The organism is Pseudoxanthomonas sp. z9, from assembly GCF_006542425.1.
Lineage (GTDB): Bacteria > Pseudomonadota > Gammaproteobacteria > Xanthomonadales > Xanthomonadaceae > Pseudoxanthomonas_A.
The window spans coordinates 1-21,192 of sequence record NZ_VFID01000002.1 but is presented as its reverse complement, the minus strand read 5'-3'; the positions used below and the strand labels follow the sequence as shown (position 1 = coordinate 21,192).

Annotated in this window: 17 protein-coding genes and 1 pseudogene; all 18 read left to right on the top strand. The window is 68.8% G+C overall.

The window, feature by feature from the left end:
- The first annotated feature begins 132 nt into the window (after positions 1–132).
- Complete coding sequence (locus FG323_RS01025; RefSeq protein ID WP_141452581.1) at positions 133–1,113, top strand: GGDEF domain-containing protein; 981 nt, start codon at positions 133–135, stop codon at positions 1,111–1,113.
- Positions 1,114–1,236: 123 nt separating this feature from the next.
- On the top strand, positions 1,237–2,367 hold the full coding sequence (gene flhB, locus FG323_RS01020; RefSeq protein ID WP_141452580.1) for a flagellar biosynthesis protein FlhB: 1,131 nt from the start codon (positions 1,237–1,239) through the stop codon (positions 2,365–2,367).
- A complete protein-coding gene (gene flhA / locus FG323_RS01015; RefSeq protein ID WP_141452579.1) occupies positions 2,364–4,445 on the top strand; it encodes a flagellar biosynthesis protein FlhA in 2,082 nt (693 codons plus the stop codon). Before flhB ends, flhA begins: the two co-directional genes overlap by 4 nt.
- Positions 4,446–4,610: 165 nt before the next feature.
- Entirely contained in the window at positions 4,611–6,128 is a 1,518-nt protein-coding gene (gene flhF / locus FG323_RS01010; protein WP_141452578.1) for a flagellar biosynthesis protein FlhF, read from the top strand.
- Positions 6,129–6,183: 55 nt separating this feature from the next.
- Positions 6,184–6,996: pseudogene (locus tag FG323_RS01005) on the top strand (MinD/ParA family protein); the annotation flags it as partial.
- The gene (locus FG323_RS01000; protein WP_141452576.1) at positions 6,993–7,739 is read left to right on the top strand and encodes an RNA polymerase sigma factor FliA; all 747 of its coding nucleotides are present in this window, start codon (positions 6,993–6,995) and stop codon (positions 7,737–7,739) included. The pseudogene FG323_RS01005 and the gene FG323_RS01000, both read left to right, overlap by 4 nt.
- Before the next feature lie 326 nt (positions 7,740–8,065).
- Positions 8,066–8,446: a chemotaxis response regulator CheY gene (cheY, locus tag FG323_RS00995; protein WP_141452861.1), complete on the top strand. Its 381-nt coding sequence runs from the start codon at positions 8,066–8,068 to the stop codon at positions 8,444–8,446.
- Positions 8,446–9,060 carry a protein phosphatase CheZ gene (locus FG323_RS00990; RefSeq protein WP_181444046.1) on the top strand — a complete coding sequence of 205 codons (615 nt, stop codon included), beginning with the start codon at positions 8,446–8,448 and terminating at the stop codon, positions 9,058–9,060. The genes cheY and FG323_RS00990 overlap by 1 nt, the downstream gene beginning before the upstream one ends.
- Positions 9,061–9,098: 38 nt before the next feature.
- Positions 9,099–10,943, top strand: coding sequence for a chemotaxis protein CheA (locus FG323_RS00985; protein ID WP_141452575.1), 1,845 nt, complete (start codon positions 9,099–9,101; stop codon positions 10,941–10,943).
- A gap of 137 nt (positions 10,944–11,080) precedes the next feature.
- Positions 11,081–11,821, top strand: a complete 741-nt coding sequence (locus tag FG323_RS00980) for a flagellar motor protein (protein WP_141452574.1) — start codon at positions 11,081–11,083, stop codon at positions 11,819–11,821.
- A 12-nt stretch (positions 11,822–11,833) separates the two neighbouring features.
- Complete coding sequence (gene motD, locus FG323_RS00975) at positions 11,834–12,802, top strand: flagellar motor protein MotD (RefSeq protein ID WP_141452573.1); 969 nt, start codon at positions 11,834–11,836, stop codon at positions 12,800–12,802.
- Positions 12,802–13,584, top strand: coding sequence for a ParA family protein (locus FG323_RS00970; RefSeq protein ID WP_141452572.1), 783 nt, complete (start codon positions 12,802–12,804; stop codon positions 13,582–13,584). Before motD ends, FG323_RS00970 begins: the two co-directional genes overlap by 1 nt.
- Entirely contained in the window at positions 13,581–14,870 is a 1,290-nt protein-coding gene (locus tag FG323_RS00965) for a chemotaxis protein CheW (RefSeq protein WP_255469965.1), read from the top strand. Before FG323_RS00970 ends, FG323_RS00965 begins: the two co-directional genes overlap by 4 nt.
- Positions 14,871–15,139: 269 nt before the next feature.
- Positions 15,140–15,451, top strand: a complete 312-nt coding sequence (locus FG323_RS00960; RefSeq protein WP_141452571.1) for an STAS domain-containing protein — start codon at positions 15,140–15,142, stop codon at positions 15,449–15,451.
- On the top strand, positions 15,448–15,813 hold the full coding sequence (locus tag FG323_RS00955) for a response regulator (RefSeq protein ID WP_141452570.1): 366 nt from the start codon (positions 15,448–15,450) through the stop codon (positions 15,811–15,813). Before FG323_RS00960 ends, FG323_RS00955 begins: the two co-directional genes overlap by 4 nt.
- 55 nt (positions 15,814–15,868) lie before the next feature.
- Positions 15,869–17,842: a chemotaxis protein CheA gene (locus FG323_RS00950; RefSeq protein ID WP_141452569.1), complete on the top strand. Its 1,974-nt coding sequence runs from the start codon at positions 15,869–15,871 to the stop codon at positions 17,840–17,842.
- Positions 17,843–17,934: 92 nt separating this feature from the next.
- Positions 17,935–19,155: a porin gene (locus FG323_RS00945; protein WP_141452568.1), complete on the top strand. Its 1,221-nt coding sequence runs from the start codon at positions 17,935–17,937 to the stop codon at positions 19,153–19,155.
- 193 nt (positions 19,156–19,348) lie between these two features.
- Positions 19,349–21,192: methyl-accepting chemotaxis protein (locus FG323_RS00940; protein WP_141452567.1), on the top strand; the 1,844-nt coding region annotated here is incomplete at its 3' end.

Below are 21,192 nucleotides of genomic sequence, written 5' to 3'. Positions count from 1 at the left end.
GGGCTATCCGGCGGGCCGGCAACGATTCCTTGACGGGCTTCACCCGAAGTCGGAATTCCGGCACTAGACTTGCTTCGGGAAAGACGACGAAATCACGATGCGGGCGCCACCGGGCGCCAGACCCTGACCGGGATGACCTCAAAGAACCGCGACATCCGCCTGGAACTGATCACCCTGCTGGGCGTGACCACGACCGTGGTGATCGCCGCCTTCGCGATCTACCGCTGGCTGCACGGCAATTTCCTGGCGCTGGCGGTGGACGGGGTGATCGCGGCGGCCATTTTCAGCGTGGTGGTCTATGCCCGGAACAGCGGCAACAGCGCCCGCGCCGGCAATCTGCTGTGCCTGCTCAACTCCAGCGCCTGCCTGCTGGCGGTCTGGCTGATCGGCCCGATCGCCATCACCTGGCTCTACCTGGTCCTGCTGACCAACTTCTTCCTCGCCGACCGCCGGCTGGCGCTGGGCGCCGGCCTGGTGATGCTGGTGGTGCTGTGCCTGCTGCCGGGGGTGTTCCCGGACGTGTTCCATGCGGTGTCCACCCTGGTGACCGCGGCCTTGACCGCGCTGTTCTCCTACATCTTCGCCACCCGCAGCCAGGACGACCGGGTCGAGCTGCAGGAACTGGCCTCGCTGGACGCGCTGACCAACGTGCCCAACCGGCGGATGATGGAGCGCGCGCTCACCCACGCCCTGGAGCAGCAGACGCTGGGCCGCGGGCGGTACGGACTGATCGTGCTGGACCTGGATCACTTCAAGGAGGTCAACGACCTCTATGGCCACGCCGCCGGCGACGAGGCCATCGCCGACCTGGCCTCGATCCTGCGTTTCGAGATGCGCAAGGACGACCAAGTCTACCGGTTCGGCGGCGAGGAATTCGTGGTGCTGCTGAAGGTCTCCAGCCGCGATGAACTGGAGTCGGCCACCGAACGCCTGCGCAAGGCGGTGCGCGCGTCCCTGCGCGGGCCGGGCGGACGCATCACCATCTCGCTGGGCGGTGCCCTGCTTGGCCACGAACGCGACTGGCACGACTGGTTCTCGCGCGCCGACGCCGCCCTGTACCGGGCCAAGTCCAACGGCCGCGACAGCTACGTGATCGCCGAAGACCTGTTCTGATCCTCGCCCAGGCCGCTCCCCCGATCTTCGGAAGTGGCACGGTGACCGGGGCGAGGTCCGTTTCCCGTCGCCGGACTGGAACGGGACTTGCAGCGTGGTGGTCGGTTTTCCCGACGCAGCGCCATGGCCGAACAGGACGAAAGCGGCGAACGCACAGAACAGCCCAGTGAAAAACGCCTGCGCGAGGCCCGCGAACAGGGCAACATCCCGCGTTCGCGCGAGCTGGCGACGGCGGCGGTGTTCGGCGCCGGCGTGATCGCGCTGCTGACCATGGCCATGCCGCTGGCGCGCGGCTCGCTGGGCTGGATGAAGATCGCGCTCAGCCCGGATCCCCAGCTGTTCAAGCATCCGGACCAGTTGTTCGGCCACGTCGGCAGCCTGCTGCTGCAACTGCTGTGGGTGATGCTGCCGATGATCGGGCTGTGCCTGCTGGCCGGCTTCCTCGGCCCGGTGCTGATGGGTGGATTGCAGTTCTCCGGCAAGGCGTTGACACCGGATCTGAAGCGGCTCAGCCCGATGGCCGGGCTCAAGCGCCTGTATGGCGCCGAGAGCGTGGCCGAACTGCTGAAGTCGCTGCTGCGCGTGGTCTTCATCGGCCTGGCCGCTGGCCTGAGCCTGAAGCTGGGCCTGAATTCCCTGCGCGAGCTGCTGACCATGCCGCTGGAGCAGGCCGTGCGCACCGGCATGGGATTCGCCGGCGGCCTGCTGCTGGCCTGCGCCGGCGCGTTGGCGCTGCTGGCCGCCATCGACGCCCCGTACCAGAAATGGAACTGGATGCGGAAGCTGAAGATGACCCGCCAGGAATTGCGCGAGGAACTGAAGGAAAGCGAGGGACGGCCGGAAGTGAAGGGCCGGATCCGGCAGATGCAGCACCAGCTGTCGCAGCGCCGGATGATCGAGGAAGTGCCGACCGCCGACGTCATCGTGGTCAACCCGACCCACTACGCGGTGGCGCTGAAGTACGAGGCCGGCCAAATGGGCGCGCCGCGGATGGTCGCCAAGGGCGTGGACGAAATCGCCCTGCGCATCCGCGAAGTCGCCGAGGCGCACCGGGTCGCCATCGTGTCGGCGCCGCCACTGGCACGCGCCTTGTATCGCGAAGGGCAACTCGGCCGGGAGATCCCCGTGAGACTGTATACCGCCGTCGCCCAGATCCTGTCCTACGTCTACCAGTTGCGCGCCTGGCGCGACGGTACCCTGGCCGAGCATCCGGACCTGCCGGCGGTGGACGTGGATGAGGGCAAGCCCGCATGAGCGCGGTGCCCAGCCCCACCTCCCGGATGATGGACATGCTGCGCCACGGCCTGGGCGCGCCGCTGGTCGTGCTGGCGATGCTGGCGATGGTGATCGTCCCGCTGGCGCCGCCGGTGCTGGACGCGCTCTTCAGTTTCAACATCGCCATCTCGCTGGTGGTGCTGCTGGCGGTGGTCTACGTGCGCCGGCCGCTCGACTTCACCATCTTCCCGATCGTGCTGCTGATGACCACGATGCTGCGGCTGGCACTCAACGTGGCTTCCACCCGGGTGGTGTTGCTGCACGGCCAGGACGGCCACGGTGCCGCCGGCAAGGTCATCGAGGCGTTCGGCGAGTTCGTGGTCGGCGGCAACTTCGCGGTCGGCCTGGTGGTGTTCGCGATCCTGACCATCATCAACTTCGTGGTCATCACCAAGGGTGCCGGGCGCATCTCGGAAGTGTCGGCGCGCTTCATCCTGGACGCGATGCCCGGCAAGCAGATGGCGATCGACGCCGACCTCAACGCCGGCCTGCTGACCCGCGAGGAAGCCAAGGCCCGGCGCGAGGAAGTGCGCGAGGAAGCCGACTTCTACGGCGCGATGGACGGCGCCAGCAAGTTCATCCGCGGCGACGCCATCGCCGGCATCCTGATCCTCTTCATCAACCTGGTCGGCGGCCTGGCGATTGGCGTGCTCCAGCACGGCCTGCCGGTCGGCGAGGCGGCCAAGATCTATACCCTGCTGTCGATCGGCGACGGCCTGGTGGCGCAGTTGCCGGCGCTGCTGGTGTCCTCGGCGGTGGCGATGCTGGTCACCCGCGCCTCGCGCGCGCAGGACATGGGCAACGCGATGGTGGGCCAGGTGTTCGGCCAGCACAAGGCGCTGGCGGTGGCCGCCAGCCTGATCGGCGTGGTCGGGCTGGTCCCGGGCATGCCCAATGTCGTGTTTTTGACGCTGGCCGCGGTGCTGGGCTACATCGCCTGGAAACTGTGGAAGAAGCAACAACCCGGCGCCGGCGGCGAAAGCGCCGCGGGCGCCGATCCCGCGCTGCCCGCGCCGTCCAACCCGCAGGCCGAACTGACCTGGGATGAAGTGCGTCCGGTGGACCCGCTGGGCCTGGAGGTCGGCTACCGGCTGATTCCGCTGGTGGACAAGGCCCAGGGCGGCGAACTGATGTCGCGGATCAAGGCGGTGCGCCGCAAGCTCACCCAGGATCTGGGTTTCCTGATTCCACCGGTGCACATCCGCGACAACCTGGAACTGCCTTCCAATGGTTATCGCCTGCTGGTGCACGGCGTGCCGGTGGCCACCGCCGAGATTCATCCGGATCGCGAACTGGCGCTGGACCCCGGCGGCGCGTTCGGCACCCTCGACGGCATCCCCGGGCGGGATCCCGCGTTCGGCCTGGACGCCACCTGGATCACCCCGGGCCAGCACGCGATGGCCGAATCACTGGGCTACACCGTGGTCGATGCCTCGACCGTGGTCGCCACCCACCTGTCACACCTGGTCCGCGAGCACGCGCCGGAACTGCTGGGCCACGAGGAGGTGCAGCAACTGCTCGCCAACCTCGGCAAGACCGCGCCCAAGCTGGTCGAGGATCTGACACCCAAGACGCTCACCCTGTCGACGGTGGTGCGGGTGCTGCAGAACCTGCTGATCGAGCGCGTGCCGATCCGCCAGTTGCGCCGGATCGTCGAGGCGCTGGTCGAATTCGGCCCGCAGAACCCGGATCCGGCCGCGCTCACCGCCGCCGTGCGCACGTCGCTGGGCCGTTTCATCGTCCAGGAAATCTCCGGCATGGCCCCGGAGCTTCCCGTCTACACCCTGGCGCCGCAACTGGAACGTGTCTTGCAGGACAGCGTGCAGGGCACCGGCGCCGCGCTGGAACCCGGCCTGGCCGAACGGCTCCACCAGAGCCTGGCCGACTGCGTCGCCCAGCAGGACGCGCGCAGCGAGCCGGCGGTGGTGCTGGTCCCCGGCGGCGTCCGCGCCGCGCTGGCCCGGCTGGTTCGCCACAGCGTCCCCACGCTGTCGGTCCTGTCCTACAGCGAAGTGCCGGAGGACAAGCGGTTGAAGCTGGTGGGGACGATTAGTTGATTGGATCGGGAATGGGGAATCGGGAATGGGGAATCGCAAAAGCGGACTCCCGTTGCGGAGACAGACGATGAAACGAATACGACACAACGATGAGAAACCCGGCCGCGTCAGCGCCATGAATTCTTCGATTCCCCATTCCCGATTCCCGATTCCCGGCCTCATCCCATGAAAATCAAACGTTTCGTCGCTCCCGACATGCGCTCCGCCTTCGCGCTGGTCCGGCAGGAACAGGGGCCGGATGCGGTGATCCTTTCCAATCGCATGACCGACGACGGCGTCGAGATCGTGGCGGCCTCCAACTACGACGAGACGCTGGTGCAGCGCACGCTGGAAGCAATGCGTCCGGCCGAACCGGCGCCTTCGTTCGCGCGCGCCGCGCCGTCCGTGTCCGCCGAATCACGCGCCGCCGCCAACCGCCAGGCGACGGAGATGTCGCCGGCCGAAGCGGCTGCGGCCTACTTCAACCGGGTCGCCGCCGCGGCGCCCATCGAATCGCGCGTGGCCGAGGAGTCGCGCGCCCCGGTCGAGCCGCCGTCGGCGTTCATCGCGCCGGTGCCCTCGTTCGCGCGGGAAATCCCGGCCGAGCCGTCCGCGCCCGCCGCCTTCGCGCTGGATCCGATGTCGTTCGCCGCGCGCCTGGCCGCGAGCCTGCCGGCGGTGCCGGCGGAACTGTCCACGATGGCGTCGGCCCCCGCCACGCCCGTCGCCGCGTCGCAGCCGGAAGCCGTCGCACCGGTGCTGAGCGTGGTCGCCGACAACGGCGCGCGTGCGCGCGCCGAGGACGAGCAGTTGGTGCAGATGCGCGCCGAACTGGCGGCGATGCGCGAAATGATCGAGGGCGAGATGCACCGCCTTACCGACGAGCGCCTGCGCGGTTCGCCGGTGCGCGCGCAGGCGATGGAACTGATGGACGATTACGGCTTCGACGCCGGCATCACCCGCGACGTCGCCCTGCAGATTCCCGCCGACACCGAACTGCATCGCGGACGCGGCCTGATGCTGGGCCTGCTCTCGCGCAGGCTGCCAATCCTGCCGGTGGACCCGCTGGAACAGGGCGGCGTGATCGCCCTGGTCGGCCCGACCGGCGCCGGCAAGACCACCACCATCGCCAAGCTGGCCGCGGCCTACGCCGATCGCCACAACCCGCGCGACGTGGCCCTGGTCACCACCGACACCGTGCGCGTGGGCGGCCGCGAACAGTTGCACAGCTACGGCCGCCAGCTCGGCATCGCCGTGCACGAGGCCGACAGCGACGTGCGCCTGGCCCAGACCCTGGAACGCCTGCGCGACTACAAGCTGGTGCTGATCGACACTGCCGGCATGGGCCAGCGCGACCGCAACCTGGTCGGCCAGCTCAACTGGCTGCGTGCCGCCGGGCAGGTGCACACGCTGCTGGTGCTGCCGGCCAACTCGCATTTCGGCGATCTGGACGAGGTGGTCCGCCGCTTCAGCGGCGCCCAGCCGCACGGCGTGGTGCTGACCAAGGTCGACGAGACCGGCCGGCTCGGCAGCGCGCTGTCGGTGATCGTCGATCACCAGTTGCCGATGGCCTGGATCACCGACGGCCAGCGCGTGCCGGAAGACCTGCATCGCGCCAGCGCGCCCAACCTGGTGCTGCGCCTGGACCAGTTGCGCCGCGAAGCCGACGAACCCAGCCACGCGGAGGCCATCCATGTCGCATGAACACCTGCTGCAGACCAATCCGCGCAGCACGCCGCCGCTGACCGGCGCCTTCCATCCGGTCCGCGTGATCGCGGTGACCGGCGGCAAGGGCGGCGTCGGCAAGACCAACGTGTCGGTCAACTTGGCCGCATCGCTGGCCGAGATGGGCAAGCGCACCCTGCTGATGGACGCCGACCTGGGCCTGGCCAACGTCGACGTGCTGCTTGGCCTGGCGCCGAAATACACCCTGGCGGATCTGGTCGCGGAGCGTTGCCAGTTGGAGGACGTGCTGCTGGAAGGGCCGGACGGCCTGCTGATCGTGCCGGCCTCGTCGGGTTTCCGGCACATGGCCGAACTCTCGCCGGCCGAACACGTCGGCCTGGTCAACGTGTTCTCGGAACTGCAACGCGCCCTGGACGTGATGGTGGTGGACACCGCCGCCGGCATCACCGACAGCGTGCTGACCTTCTGCCAGGCCGCGCAGGACACGGTGGTGGTGGTGTGTGACGAGCCGGCCTCGATCACCGACGCCTACGCCCTGATCAAGGTGCTCTCGCGCGAACGCGGCGTGGACCGCGTGCACGTCATCGCCAACATGGTCCGCGACCCCAACGAGGGCCGCAAGCTGTACGAGAAACTGGCCCGCGTGTGCGAGCGCTTCCTCGGCGACGTCGCCCTGCACTACCTGGGCGCGGTGCCGCAGGACGACTGGCTGCGCCGCGCGGTGCAGCGCCAGCAGGCGGTGGTGAAGGCGTATCCGGGCAGCCCGTCGGCGCGCGCCATCAACGAAATCGCCCGGGTCACCGCACGCTGGCAGCCGCCGTCCGGCGCCCGCGGCAATGTCGAGTTCTTCGTCGAACGCATGATCAACCGGAGCGTGCCAGCATGAACACCGGCGCCGCCCAATACCGTGCCGTCCAGAAAGCGGCGGCCACCGACTTCGTCACGATGCACGCGGACCTGGTCCGCCGCATCGCCCACCATCTGGCCGCGCGCCTGCCCGCCAGCGTGGAGATCGACGACCTGATCCAGGCCGGCATGATTGGCCTGCTGGAAGCCTCGCGCAGCTACGACGCCGAACAGGGCGCCTCGTTCGAGACCTTCGCCTCGATCCGCATCCGCGGCTCGATGATCGACGAAATCCGCCGCGGCGACTGGGTACCGCGCTCGGTACACCGGCGCGCCCGCCAGGCCGCCGCCACCGTGCGCGAGATCGAGCAGCGCACGGGTCGCGCCGCCATCGCCACCGAAGTCGCCTCGGCGATGGAAATGCCGCTGCCCGAATACCTGCGCCTGCTCGAAGATGCCGCCCGCGGCCAGGTGCTGAGCCTGGAATCGCACATCGAGGACCACGGCGAACCGCAGACCGCGGTCACCGGCGGCCCCAACCCGCAGCAACAGCTCGAGCGCGGCGAGTTCCGCCAGTCGCTGATCAAGGCCATTGGCCAGTTGCCCGAGCGCGAACAGTTGGTCCTGTCCATGTATTACGAGCAGGAACTCAACCTCAAGGAAATCGGCGCCGTCCTCGGCGTCAGCGAGTCCCGCGTCTGCCAGATCCACGGCCAGGCCATGCTGCGCCTGCGTGGTCGGCTGAACGTGTTCGAGAGCGTGGACGCCGGGTTGGAGGATTGAGCGGGGATTGGGGAGTCGGGATTGGGGATTGGGGATTCGCAAGAGCCTTTGCTTTTGCCTCCCCCTTTGAAAAAGGGGGATTGAGGGGATTTGCTTTGGGCGCCAACAGCAAGCGCTTCTCAACAGCCGAATGGCTGGTCAATCCCCCGTCGCCCGCTCCGCGGGCGCCCGCCCCCTTTTTCAAGGGAGGCTCTTTGAATCCCCAATCCCCAATCCCTGCCCCAGCCCAATCCCGGCCCAAAAGTTTCCCCGCCACCTGCCGATAAGGCTCTCGAGCCCCCTCTACCCTGCTGCACCCGGAGCCCTTCGTGACAGCCAACAAGAACATGCGGATCCTGATCGTGGACGACTTCTCGACGATGCGTCGCATCATCAAGAACCTCCTCAACGATCTGGGCTATACGAATACCGCCGAGGCCGACGACGGCTCCAGCGCGCTGACCGCGCTGGCCCAGGGCAGTTTCGACTTCGTGGTGACCGACTGGAACATGCCGGGCATGACCGGTATCGAACTGCTCAAGGCGATCCGCGCCGACGACCGCTTCAAGACCCTGCCGGTGCTGATGGTCACCGCCGAGGCCAAGCGCGAGCAGATCATCGAAGCGGCGCAGAACGGCGTGAACGGCTACATCATCAAGCCGTTCACCGCGCAGACGCTGGAAGAGAAACTCGGCAAGATCTTCGAGCGGCTCGGGGCCGCCGCCTGATGGCTGCGGTCATGGAAGCCGGCAGCGCCCGCGCCGCGCTGGTCGAACGCCTGCAACACGCGCTGGATGCGCTGGAACAGGGCGACGAGGCCGGCTGGCGGCGCGAGCTGGACACCATCGCGGCCTGGCGTACGCAACCGATGATGCAGGGCTTGGGCCGGTTGGCCCGCGAACTGGCGCAGACGCTGGGCGAGCTGCCGCCGACCCACGGCGCCGGCGATCTCGACGACGCCTGCGCGCGCCTGGATCACGTGGTGGCGATGACCGAACAGGCCAGCCACAAGACCCTGGACCTGGCCGAACAATGCCGCGGCCTGGCCGACCAGCTCAAGACGACGGCGCTCAGCGGCGAACAGACCCAGGTGGTGGACCAGATCCGCGCCGGCCTGTCGGAAATGGCATTGGCGCAGAGCTACCAGGACCTGACCGGCCAGATCATCCGTCGCGTCGCCGGCATCGTCCGCCGCGTGCACGAAGGCTTCGGCGAACTGGGCCTGCCGCCGCCGGAAAGGAAGAAGGACGACGGCCTGGCCGGTCCCGCGGTGGCGGGCCTGGACAAGGCGGCGTTCTCGCAGGACGACGCCGACGATCTGCTGTCGGGGCTCGGGCTCTAACCGTCCGCCCACGCATCCCGCCGAACCCGAGCCGAACCATGTCCGCCGTCACGCCCGAAATCGCCGCCGACTTTCTCATCGAGGCCCAGGAAATCCTGGATCGCCTCGGCGAGCAGTTGGTGACGCTGGAACAGGATCCCGGCGACAGCGAACAGCTCAACGCCGTGTTCCGCGGTTTCCATACGCTCAAGGGCGGCGCCGGTTTCCTCGGCATCCAGGCGATGGTGAACCTGTGCCATGCCGCCGAGGAAGCGCTGGGCATGGTCCGCGCCGGCAAGGCGACCCTGGAAGCGGATCATTTCGACGCCGCCCAGCAATCGCTGGACTGGCTGCAACGCATGCTCGACGCGGTCGCCGCCGGCGAGGAGCCGCCACATGCGCCGGCCGCGCTGATCGCCCAGTTCAACGTCGATGCCTCGCCCGCGCCGGCCCGCGCGCCGGTGGCCGCGCCCGCCGCCGGCGGGAGTGATCTGATCAGCGACGACGAGTTCGAGGCCCTGCTCGATCAACTGCATGGCGGCGCCGCACCCGCCGCCACGACCGTCGCGCCGATGGGCGGGGATCTGATCGGCGAGGACGAATTCGAGGCCCTGCTGGATCAACTGCACGGCGGCGCCGCGCCCGGCGCGGCGACGGCGCGTCCGGCGGCCGCATCCCCACCCCAACCCGCTCCGGCTCGCCCGGCGGCGCCCGCCCCCGCCGCGCCGGCCCGTCCGTCCCGCGCGAGCGAGGCCGAGCAGACCATCCGCGTGGACACCAAGCGGCTCGACGCGATCGTCAATCTGGTCGGCGAGCTGGTGCTGTCGCGCAACCGCCTGAAGACCCTGCGTGCGCGCCTGCGCGACGAGGAACTGGATCGCGCGGTCAGTGGCCTGGACATCGCCACCGCACGCCTGCAGAACGCGGTCATGCGTACCCGCATGCAACCGGTGGGCAAGGTGTTCTCGCGCTTTCCCAAGGTCGCGCGCGACGTGGCCCGTTCGCTGAAGAAGGAAGTGGATCTGGAGCTGGTCGGCGCCGACACCGAACTGGATCGCAACCTCGTCGAGGCGCTGTCCGACCCGCTGGTGCATCTGGTCCGCAACGCCATCGACCACGGCATCGAGCTGCCGGATCTGCGCGAGGCCACCGGCAAGCCGCGCAGCGGCCAGGTCCGACTGGCGGCCCAGCAGGAAGGCGACTACGTCACCATCGAAATCCGCGACGACGGCGCCGGCATCGATCCGGAGCGCCTGCGCGACAAGGCGCTGGAAAAGGGCCTGATCGAACCGGAGGCCGCCGCCCGCCTGTCGCACGACGAATGCCTGCAGCTGATCTTCCTGCCGGGCTTTTCGACCAAGACCGAGATCACCGACATCTCCGGCCGCGGCGTCGGCATGGACGTGGTGCAATCGCGCATCCGCGAACTCAGCGGACAGATCCAGATCCATTCGCAGCTGGGCCGCGGCAGCCGCTTCCTGATCCGGGTACCACTGACCCTGGCGATCCTGCCGACCCTGCTGGTGCAGGCCGGCGATCCGGTCTACGCGCTCCCGTTGGCGCGGGTGATGGAAGTGCTGCACGCGCCAGCCTCCAGCCTGCGCTGGTTCGACGGCCAGGCCGTGCTGGATCGGCAGTCCACGACCCTGCCGCTGGTGGATCTGCGTCGCTGGCTGGGCGTGGAGGCGGTCAAGGCACCGCTGCTGACCATCGTCGTGCTGCAGATGGGCGACCAGCGCTTCGGCCTGGTCGTGGACCAGGTGCGCGGGCGCGAGGAGGTGGTGATCAAGCCGCTGCCGCGCGCGGTGCGCGGCCTGCGCGGCTACGCCGGCGCGACCCTGATCGGCGACGGCCGCATGGCGTTGATCCTGGACGTCGACGGCCTGCGCGAAGCGGCCGCGTGATTCGCCATCGGCGGCGCCGCGGACACCATCCACGCACCACGATGACCGTTGCATGACCCTGTGACGACGGTCGCGGCCCCCACCTCCGGCACACCCGCCAACTCAAGTCCAGACCGCCAGCGCCGATACCACTGCATATGGACATCTTCAGCCTCATCGGTCTCATCCTCGCCCTGGTCGCCCTGGTCGGCGGCAGCATCCTCAAGGGTGCGGGCGTGTCGTCGCTGTGGTCCTCGGCGGCCTTCGTCATCGTCATCCTCGGCACCGTCGCCGCCATCCTCGTGCATACGCCGCCAGCGGTGTTCAAGCGCGCGGTGTCGATCGCGCGGTGGGTGATCCGCCCGCCGGGCGCCGATCACGACGGGCTGGTCGCGCAGATCGTCGAGTGGAGCAACATCGCCCGCAAGCAGGGCCTGCTGGGGCTGGAACCGCTGGTCAACGAACAGAGCGATCCCTTCCTGAAAAAGGGCCTGCAGATGCTGGTTGATGGCCTGGAGCCGGAAGCCATCCGGCACATGCTGGAAATCGATCTCAACAGCCAGGAGCACCAGGACCTGGCCGCGGCCAAGGTGTTCGAGGCGATGGGCATCTACGCGCCCACGCTCGGCATCATCGGCGCGGTGTTCGGCCTGATCGCGGTGATGAAGAACCTGGCCGATCCGAGCAAGCTGGGCCACGGCATCGCCGCCGCGTTCACCGCCACCATCTACGGCATCGCCTCGGCCAACCTGTTCTTCCTGCCGGTCGCCAGCAAGCTCAAGAGCGTGATCGGCGGACAGAGCCGCGAGCGCGAGATGATCATCGAGGGCCTGATCGCAATCGCCCAGGGCGAGAACCCGCGCAACATCGAATCCAAGCTGGCCGGCTTCCTGCACTGATCGGGCACCCGCATGGCACGCCGGAAATCCCACGAGGAACATGTCAACCACGAGGCCTGGGCCATTCCCTATGCCGACCTGATGACGCTGCTGCTGGCCTTCTTCGTGGTCATGTATGCCATCTCCACCCTCAACGAGGGCAAGTACCGGGTGATGGCCGATGCGCTCACCGCCGCGTTCGGCGGCGCGCCGCGCACGATCAATCCGGTCCAGGTCGGCAACCATCAGCTGCAGGGCGCCGATTTCGATCGGCCCTCGCCGATCAAGTCCGGCGCCAAGCAGGGGCCGTCCGCGCCCTCGCCCGCGCCCAACGTCACCCTGCTGGCGGCAATGGCCTCGCAGATGAACATGAGCGTGGATGCCAAGGGCATGCAGAACGCCCACCAGCAACTGGACACCATCGCCGACAACATCGAGAAGGCGCTGGCGCCACTGGTCGACCAGAAGCTGGTGGTGGTGCGCCGCGCCGAACTCTGGCTGGAAGTGCAGATCAACAGCGACATCCTGTTCGCCACCGGTTCGGCCGCGCTGGAACCGGCCGCGCAGAGCACCGTCTCCAGCCTCGCCGACGTGCTGGCCGGCGTGCCCAATGGCGTGCGCGTGGAAGGCTATACCGACGACCGCCCGATCCGGACCTACCAGTTCCCGTCCAACTGGGAACTGTCCGCGGCGCGCGCGGCCAGCGTGGTGCACCTGTTCGTGCGCGACGGCATTCCGCCGGAACGACTGGCGATGATCGGCTACGGCGAGTTCCGTCCGATCGGCGACAACGCCACCGTGGAAGGCCGCAACAGCAACCGCCGGGTACTGCTGGTGATCCTGGCCAGCGAGGGCGAACACGCACCGGGCGGATCGCTGCCGGCGATTGCCGCCGCGCCCGCGCTGCCGGCGGTCGCGCCGGCGCAGGCCGAAACACTGACGCCCGCGACGGCCGCCGACGCCGACGCGATGGCGCCCACCCTTGAAGGAGGATCCAACTGATGCGCGTGTGGGCAATCGCCAACCAGAAGGGCGGCGTGGGCAAGACCACCACCACCCTGGCGCTGGGCCGCGGCCTGGCGATGCGCGGCCAGCGCGTCCTGCTGATGGATCTGGATCCGCACTCCTCGCTGACCCGCGCCTTCGGCCTGCTCGCCGAACCGGCCCCGGCCGGCGTGCTGGATCTGTTCGACCAGCCGACCGCGGAGCTGGGCCCGCTGGTGCGCGAGACGGGCATCGACAACCTGTCCTTCGTCGCCGCGCAGACCGCACTGGCCACGCTGGAACGCCGCAGCGCCACCCAGCCCGGGCTGGGCATGGCGCTGGCCAACGCGCTGGCGCGCGGCGGCCAGGACTACGACTACGTGCTGTTCGACTGCCCGCCCACGCTAGGCCTGCTGATGGTCAACGCGCTGGCGGCGGCCGATCGCGTGATCATCCCGACCCAGACCGAACCGCTGGCGCTGCATGGCCTCAACGGCATGTGCCGGACCGTGGACATGATCGAACGCTCGCGTCGGCGCCCGCTGCCGGCCTCGGTCCTGCCGACCCTGCACGACAAGCGCACCCGCACCGGCAACGACACCCTGCGGCAGATGCAGGAAACCCACGGCGATCGCGTGTGGGACGACGCCATTCCCAACGACACCCGCATCTGCAGCGTCGACGAACTGGTCAAGCCGCTGTCGGCCGGCCAGTACCCCGGCCGCGGCCTGTCCGCGTATCGCCGCGCGCTCGATTGGCTGCTGGCCAGCGACCGCGTGCAGATGGAGCAGGCCGCGTGAACGCGCAGCCGGCGCTGGACGATTACCTGCGGGACCTGCTGGGCGGCGATGTCGCGCCCGCGATCACCCCGGCCGTCGCCACGCCGCCATCGCCGCCACCTTTGCTGGCGGTGGTGAATCCGGTCGCCCCGCCGCAGGCGGACGCCCCAGCGCCGGAAATACCCGCGGTCCTGGCCCTGGCCGCCGGAACGGAATCTTCCCTGTCGCACGCGCACGACGGCGCCGAGCCATTCGATCCGTTGCACGAGGAAGTCCTGGAACGCCTGCTCGCCACCACGCGCGGCATCGCGGTGGCCGACGATCCCGATGCCGTCCTCGCGCTCCAGCAGGTCGAGGCCGCGCCAACGGCCGTCGCGCAGGCGCCCGCCATCGGCATCGCGCCCGTGGCCGTCGAAGTCGTGGTCGTGGAAACCAGTGCCGCCGAATCCGTGTCCGTGGAATCCATGTCCCCCGAATCCGTATCCATCGAACAAGGACCGCTCGAAATCCCGCCGGCCGAGCGCGCGCCGGCGGCAGCGCCCGCGATGGCGCCGATGGCCGCGGCGGATCTGATCACCGACGACGAATTCGAGGCGCTGCTGGACCAGTTGCACGGCGGCGCGGCGCCCGGCGCACAGGCGCCCGCCGTTGCCGCGACGGCGCAGGCCGAGCCGACTCCGCCCGCGCCAATGTCCGTCGCCGCGGCACCCGCGCCGGCCACCGTTCCGTCCCGACCGGCGCCACCGCCCCCCGCGCGTCCCGCATCCTCGTCGCCCGCCATTCCCGCCTACGCCAAGCCGGTGTTCGACATGCTGCAGAGACAACGCGACGACGAGGACGACGCCCCGGCCAGCTCACCGCACGGCGAGCGCCGGCGCGCCAGCGACCGCACCACCCGCTGGCTGCGGATGCGCTGCGACGACCAGCACTACGCACTGGAACTGCTGAAGGTGCAGGAAGTCGTCCTGCCGGCCACCCTGCTGCCGCTGCGCGGCGCGGCCACGCACATGCTGGGTGTGATGAACCTGCGCGGCCAGGTGGTGCCGGTGATCGACCTGGGCCTGTACCTGGGCCGCGCCGAAATCGCCCCTGACAGCCAGGTGCGCATCGTGGTGCTGGAGGAAAACGGCGAAATCCTCGGCCTGCGCGTCTCCGCGGTGGAGGACGTCACCCGCCTCACCGAGCAGCAGATCGAACCGCCGGACAATACCCGCATGTGCCGCATCACCCATCCATTGTTTCGCGGCGTCGCCCGGCTTTCCGGGCGGACGGTGATTTTGCTGGATGCTTCGGAGTTGTTGGGCTGAGAGCGGGGATTGGGGATTCGGGATTCGGGAAAGCCGAGCTTTTCCTCCCCCTTTGAAAAAGGGGGACCGAGGGGGATTTGCTCTTGGCGCCAAGCAAATCCCCCGTCGACCGCTACGCGCTCGCCCGCCCCCTTTTGCAAAGGGGGCTATCCATGTTCGTTCCCACGGCACATCCCAAGTCGCGACGCACTTCCCACTTTTTCATGCACCCGCTCAAGACCGGCCCGGTCCGGCCGATACCACGCAGGAACCGACCCATCGGAGCGATGATGAGCGCAGTACCCCTGGGCGCGGACCTCGGCATCGAGGCCGCCAGCGATCTCAAGCAGCAACTGGTGCCGCACCTGGCCCAGCCGCAGCCCCTGCTGCTGGATGCCGGGACCGTGCAGCGCGTGCACACCGCCAGCCTGCAGGTGTTGTGCACCTTCTTCCGCGAACGCGAGCAGGCCGGCCGCGCCACCGCCTTCGCCGGCAGCAGCCCCGCCTTCCGCGACGCCGCCCGCCTGCTGGGCCTGGCCGACCGGCTGGGTCTTTCCTCTTCCGACAACAACGATTCGAAAACTGTGGAGAACGCCGCATGAGCGCACGTATTTTGGTGGTGGACGATTCGGCCTCGATGCGCCAGATGGTCGCCTTCGCCCTGAGCTCCGCCGGATACGCCGTGGACGAGGCCGAGGACGGCCAGGTCGCCCTGGGACGCGCGCAGGGACAGCGCTTCAACGCGGTGGTCACCGACGTCAACATGCCGAACATGGACGGCATCGCGCTGATCCGCGCCCTGCGCGGGCTGCCCGACTACAAGTTCACCCCGCTGCTGATGCTCACCACCGAATCGGCCGCCGACAAGAAGGCCGAGGGCAAGGCGGCAGGCGCGACCGGCTGGCTGGTCAAGCCGTTCAATCCGGAACAACTGGTCGCCACCATCCAGAAAGTCCTGGGCTGATCCGCCCGCTTCCACGACTTCCGCACTTTCCTGACGCCGCCCGGGTTCCGCACCGATGAACATGGACATGCAACGCTTCCACGCCACCTTCTTCGAGGAAAGCCGCGAAGGGCTGGAGGCAATGGAAGCGGGCCTGCTGCAACTGGAGCAGGGCAACCGCGACGGCGAGCTGATCAATTCGATCTTCCGCGCCGCGCATTCCATCAAGGGTGGCGCGGCCACCTTCGGCTTCGATGCGGTCGCCGGCCTGACCCACGTGCTGGAAACGCTGTTGGACGAGCTGCGCGCCGGCAAGCGCGAGGTCGCCACCCCGGCGATTGACGCGATGCTGGCGTCGGTGGACGTGCTGCGCAGCCTGCTGGCCGAGGCCGAGCACGGCCATCCCGCCGATCCCGCCGCGGTGAAGGACGTGCACGCGCGCCTGACCGCGGTGCTGTCCGGCGACGGCGCGTCCGCCACCAGCGCCGCCCCGGTGGCCAAGGACGCCGCGCCGGAAGGTTGGCGCATCGGCTTCACCCCGGCACCCTCGCTGTTCATGACCGGCAACGATCCGCTGCGGATCCTGCGCGAACTGGAGCACCTGGCGCCGCTGGAAGTCGCCTGCCGGATCGATCGCCTGCCCGGCTTCGAGCAGATGGATCCGCTGGAAGCCTATCTGGCCTGGGATCTCGGCCTGCTCGGTCCGGTGCCGCGCACCGCCGTCGAGGAAGCCTTCGCCTGGGTCGTCGATGACTGCGAACTGGACATCCAGCCGATCCCCGCCGCGATCGCCGCGCCGCCCGCTCCGATCGAGGCCATCGCCCTCGCCGCCTCCGGAAACGCCGGTGCCGCCACGCCCGCGGCCGCCGGCAACGACGCCGCCGAGAGTTCGATCCGCGTCAGCGTCGACAAGATCGATGGCCTGATCAACCTGGTCGGCGAACTGGTGATCACCCAGGCGATGCTCAAGCAGGTGTCCGGCCTGCTGGATCCTGCGCAGTGCGAACGCCTGTTCGCCGGCCTGGATCTGCTGGAACGCAATACCCGCGATCTGCAGGAAGCGGTGATTGGCGTACGCATGCTGCCCGTGGACGCGGTGTTCCGCCGCTTCCCGCGCCTCGTCCGCGACCTGTCCTCGCGCCTGGGCAAGCAGGTCCGCCTGCGCACGATTGGCGAGGGCACCGAACTGGACAAGGGCCTGATCGAGCGCATCGCCGATCCGCTGGTGCACCTGGTCCGCAACGCGATCGATCACGGCCTGGAAATGCCCGACACCCGCCGCGACGCGGGCAAGGACGAAACCGGCACCATCACCCTGGCCGCTTCGCACCAGGGCGGCCACATCGTCATCGAGGTCAGCGATGATGGCCGCGGCCTCAACCGCGAGCGGATCCTGGCCAAGGCCGCCGAGCGTGGCCTGCATGTGCCGGAGAATCCTTCCGACACGCAGGTCTGGGATCTGATCTTCCAACCCGGCTTCTCCACCGCCGACGCGGTCACTGATCTGTCCGGCCGCGGCGTCGGCATGGACGTGGTGCGCCGGAACATCCAGGCGCTGGGCGGCGAAGTGCAACTGGAAAGCAGCGCCGGCCACGGCACCCGGGTGGTGATCCGGCTGCCGCTGACCCTGGCCATCCTCGACGGCATGACCGTCGCGGTGGGCGAGGAAACCCTGATCCTGCCGCTGGGCTACGTGCTGGAAGCGCTGCAGCCACAGGCCGAGGACGTGCGCACGCTGGCCGGCGAAGGCCGCGTGCTGCGCGTGCGCGGCGAATACCTGCCGCTGCTGTCGCTCAACGAGTTCTATCGCTACGGCCACGCCCGCACCGCGCAGCCGCTGGTGGTGGTGGTCGAGGGCGATGGCCAGAAGCTGGCGCTGGAAGTGGACGAACTGCTCGGCCAGCAGCAGGTCGTGGTCAAGAACCTCGAGAACAACTACCGGCGCGTGGACGGGATTTCCGGCGCCACCATCCTGGGCGACGGCCGCGTCGCCCTCATCGTCGACGTGGGTGGACTGGTGCGCTCGCTGCGCATGCCGCAAGCGGCCTGATCGTCCCGCCACCTCTCCTCTCCACCACAGCCTGCATGCGTGGCCGCCTCCGGGTGGCCGCGCAAGGCGCGCGCTTGCCAGATCCTTCCATCATGAAATCCGCCGTCGTTTCCCGCCTTTTCCTTGCCCTGATCCCGCTGTTGGCCTTTTCCATCCCGCCCGCGTCCGCCGCCGAAGGCGACACCACCGGCGCGCAGCTCAAACCGTGGCCCCCGCGCATCGCATTCGCCAACGGCACCGAACTGGCGGCCACCGGCAACTACGCCTATGACCTCGTCCGTTTCGATGGCGACGGTTATGGCGCCGCCACCGCGCTGGAGGACGACGAGGACTTCCGCCGCAAGGAATTCGGCTTCACCCTCAAGCGCAAGGGCTTCTACGACGTCGCGGTCAGCTACGACTTCCATGCCGACACCTGGATGGACGTGGCGTTGCGGGTGGAAACCAAGGCGCTGTTCGGCCACGATGCCGGCAAGCTGCGCATCGGCCAGTTCAAGCTGCCGGTGGGTTTCGAGGGCTATACCTCCACCCGCGCCGGCAGCTTCCTGGAGAACGCGCTGCCGACCCAGGCGTTCTATGAAAGCCGTCGCGTCGGCGCGGAATGGGCGTTCGAGCGCCCCGCCTATCTGTGGAACCTCGGCTACTTCTTCGGCAACGACCTGCAGGGCAACAATCCCGGCACCACCCTCGCCGCGCGCGCCGCGTGGACGCCGCGCAAGCAGGCCGGCCATGTGCTGCACCTGGGGCTGTCGGCATCGGAGGAGCATCCGCACAGCGAAGTGAATGGACGCGGCCAGACCGTGCTGCCGAGCGTGCGCTGGCGCGCGCGTCCGGAGACCGCGCTCACCGATACGCGGCTGGTCGATTCGGGCAGCCTGAGCCGGGTGGACCGCATCCGCCGCGAAGGCGTGGAAGCGCTGTGGATCGAAGGCCCCTGGTCCCTGCAGGGCGAGTACCTGCGCCAGCGGACCACCCGCGACGCGGGCCTGCGCGGCTACTCCGCCGATGGCTGGTATGTCACGGGCAGTTGGCTGATCACCGGCGAATCGCGCACCTACAACGCCGGCAACGTCGCCAATCCGGTGCCCGCGCATGCCTACGGCGCCTGGGAACTGCTGCTGCGCCACAGCCGCATCGATCTGGACAACGACGGCATCCGCGGCGGCCGCGAAAACAACTGGACGCTGGGCGTGAACGCCTATCTCAACCGCTACTTCCGCCTGCAGGCCAACCTGACCCGGGTGGACGCCCAGCGGGCCGGACGTCGTGCGGATCCGCGCCTCCTGCAACTGCGCGCGCAGTTCTATTTCTGATTCACCCCGCCCGGCCGCACGCCGCGCAGGGGCGCGGCGCCGACGTTTCGACGTCGGGCGCGCCCTTACGACCAACGCACCGTCAAGTTTCAGGCGGTGCCGCCGCTAGTAGCGGCATGACATTCCGTCACCGACGCGCCCGGCCACACGGGGAGGCTCCGCGCGCCGTTCCTCCTGGAGAGAGAAGCAAGCAATGAACTGGTTCCGCAACCTGCCGATCGCCCGCAAGCTGGCGGTGGCCTTCACCGTCACCGTGATCCTCACCGTCCTGCTGGGCGCCCTGTCGCTGTGGCGGCTGTCGGTGGCCAACGCGCAGATGCTCGCCGTCAACGAGAACTGGATGCCCGCGGTCCAGCACCTGGGCGAAATGCGCGCCCAGCTCGGCGAGTACCGCACCTACGAGCAGTCGCAGCTGACCAAGCAGGGCCAGCCGGAAGAAATCGCCGACTACGAGAAGAAGCTGGCCGACACCCGCAAGCTGATCGATACCGAGGAGGCGGCGTACAACGCCATTCCCACCGAATCCACCGCCAAGGAGAAGGCGATCTACGAGAAGGTGAAGAAGGCGCGCGCCGCCTATTTCGAAGCGCACGACCGCATCTCGGCGGCGGTGGCGGCCGATGACTTCGAGGCCGCGAAAGCCATCTCCACCAACGAGTCGCGCTTCCTGCGCCGCGAACTGTTCAACCAGCTCAAGGCGCTGTCGCAGTACAACGTGGACAACCTGGCGGCGGAAGTCGCCGCTTCCGAGCGCGCCTACTCGCGCACCGTGCTGGCGATGTGCGTCGGCCTGGGCGTGGCGGTGCTGCTGGCGGTGTTCCTGGCCATCGCCATCACCCGCTCCATCACCGGCCCGCTGGGCCAGGTCGTGCGCGCGGTGAACGCGGTGTCCCGTGGCGATCTGTCGGTCAAGGTCGAACGCGGACACCGCGACGAACTGGGCCAGATGCTCGCCTCCACCGACGAGATGATGAAGATGCTGCGCCGGTTTTCCGACGAGACCCAGCACATGGTCCACATGCACGCCGGCGAGAACATCTCCCAGCGCGTGTCGGAGGATTTCCCCGGCGTATACGGCGACCTGGCGCGCGGCATCAACACGATGATGTTCGAGCACCTGGATGCCATCGTCGACGCCATCGCCATCCTCAACCGCTACGCGGCGGGCGATCTCTCGCAGGACGCGCGCCGCCTGCCCGGCCAGCGGGCGATGCTGCACGAGTCGATGGATCGCGCCAAGGCCAGCCTGTCGGCCATCAATGGCGAGATCAAGCGCCTGGCGGCCGCCGCGGCCGTGGGCGATTTCAGCCAGCGCGGCGATGCGCAGCGCTTCGAGCACGATTTCCGGGTGATGATCGACGGCCTGAACGCGATGATGGCGGTCAGCGACACCAACCTCGGCCAGCTGTCGCAGCTGTTGCAGGCCATCGCCCGCGGCGATTTGACCACCCGCATGGACGGCGACTTCCACGGCGTGTTCGCCCGCATGCGCGACGACGCCAACGCCACCGTCGCCCAGCTCACCGACATCGTCAGCCGGATTCAGGACGCCTCCACCGCCATCAACACCGCCGCCGGCGAGATTGCTTCGGGCAACGCCGACCTGTCCCGCCGCACCGAGCAGCAGGCCGCCAACCTGGAAGAAACCGCTGCCTCCATGGAGGAACTGACCTCCACCGTGCGCCAGAACGCCGACTCGGCCCGCCAGGCCAACCAGTTGGCCATCGGCGCGGCTTCCGTCGCCTCCCAGGGCGGCAACGTCGTCGGCCAGGTCGTCACCACCATGCGCGACATCGAAGCGGCCTCGCGCAAGATTGCCGAAATCATCGCCGTCATCGACGGCATCGCCTTCCAGACCAACATCCTGGCCCTCAATGCAGCGGTGGAAGCCGCCCGTGCCGGCGAACAGGGCCGCGGCTTCGCGGTGGTGGCCTCGGAGGTGCGCACCCTGGCCCAGCGCAGCGCCAACGCCGCCAAGGAAATCAAGGGCCTGATTGAGGCCTCGGTGGACCAGGTGGCCACCGGCTCTTCGCTGGT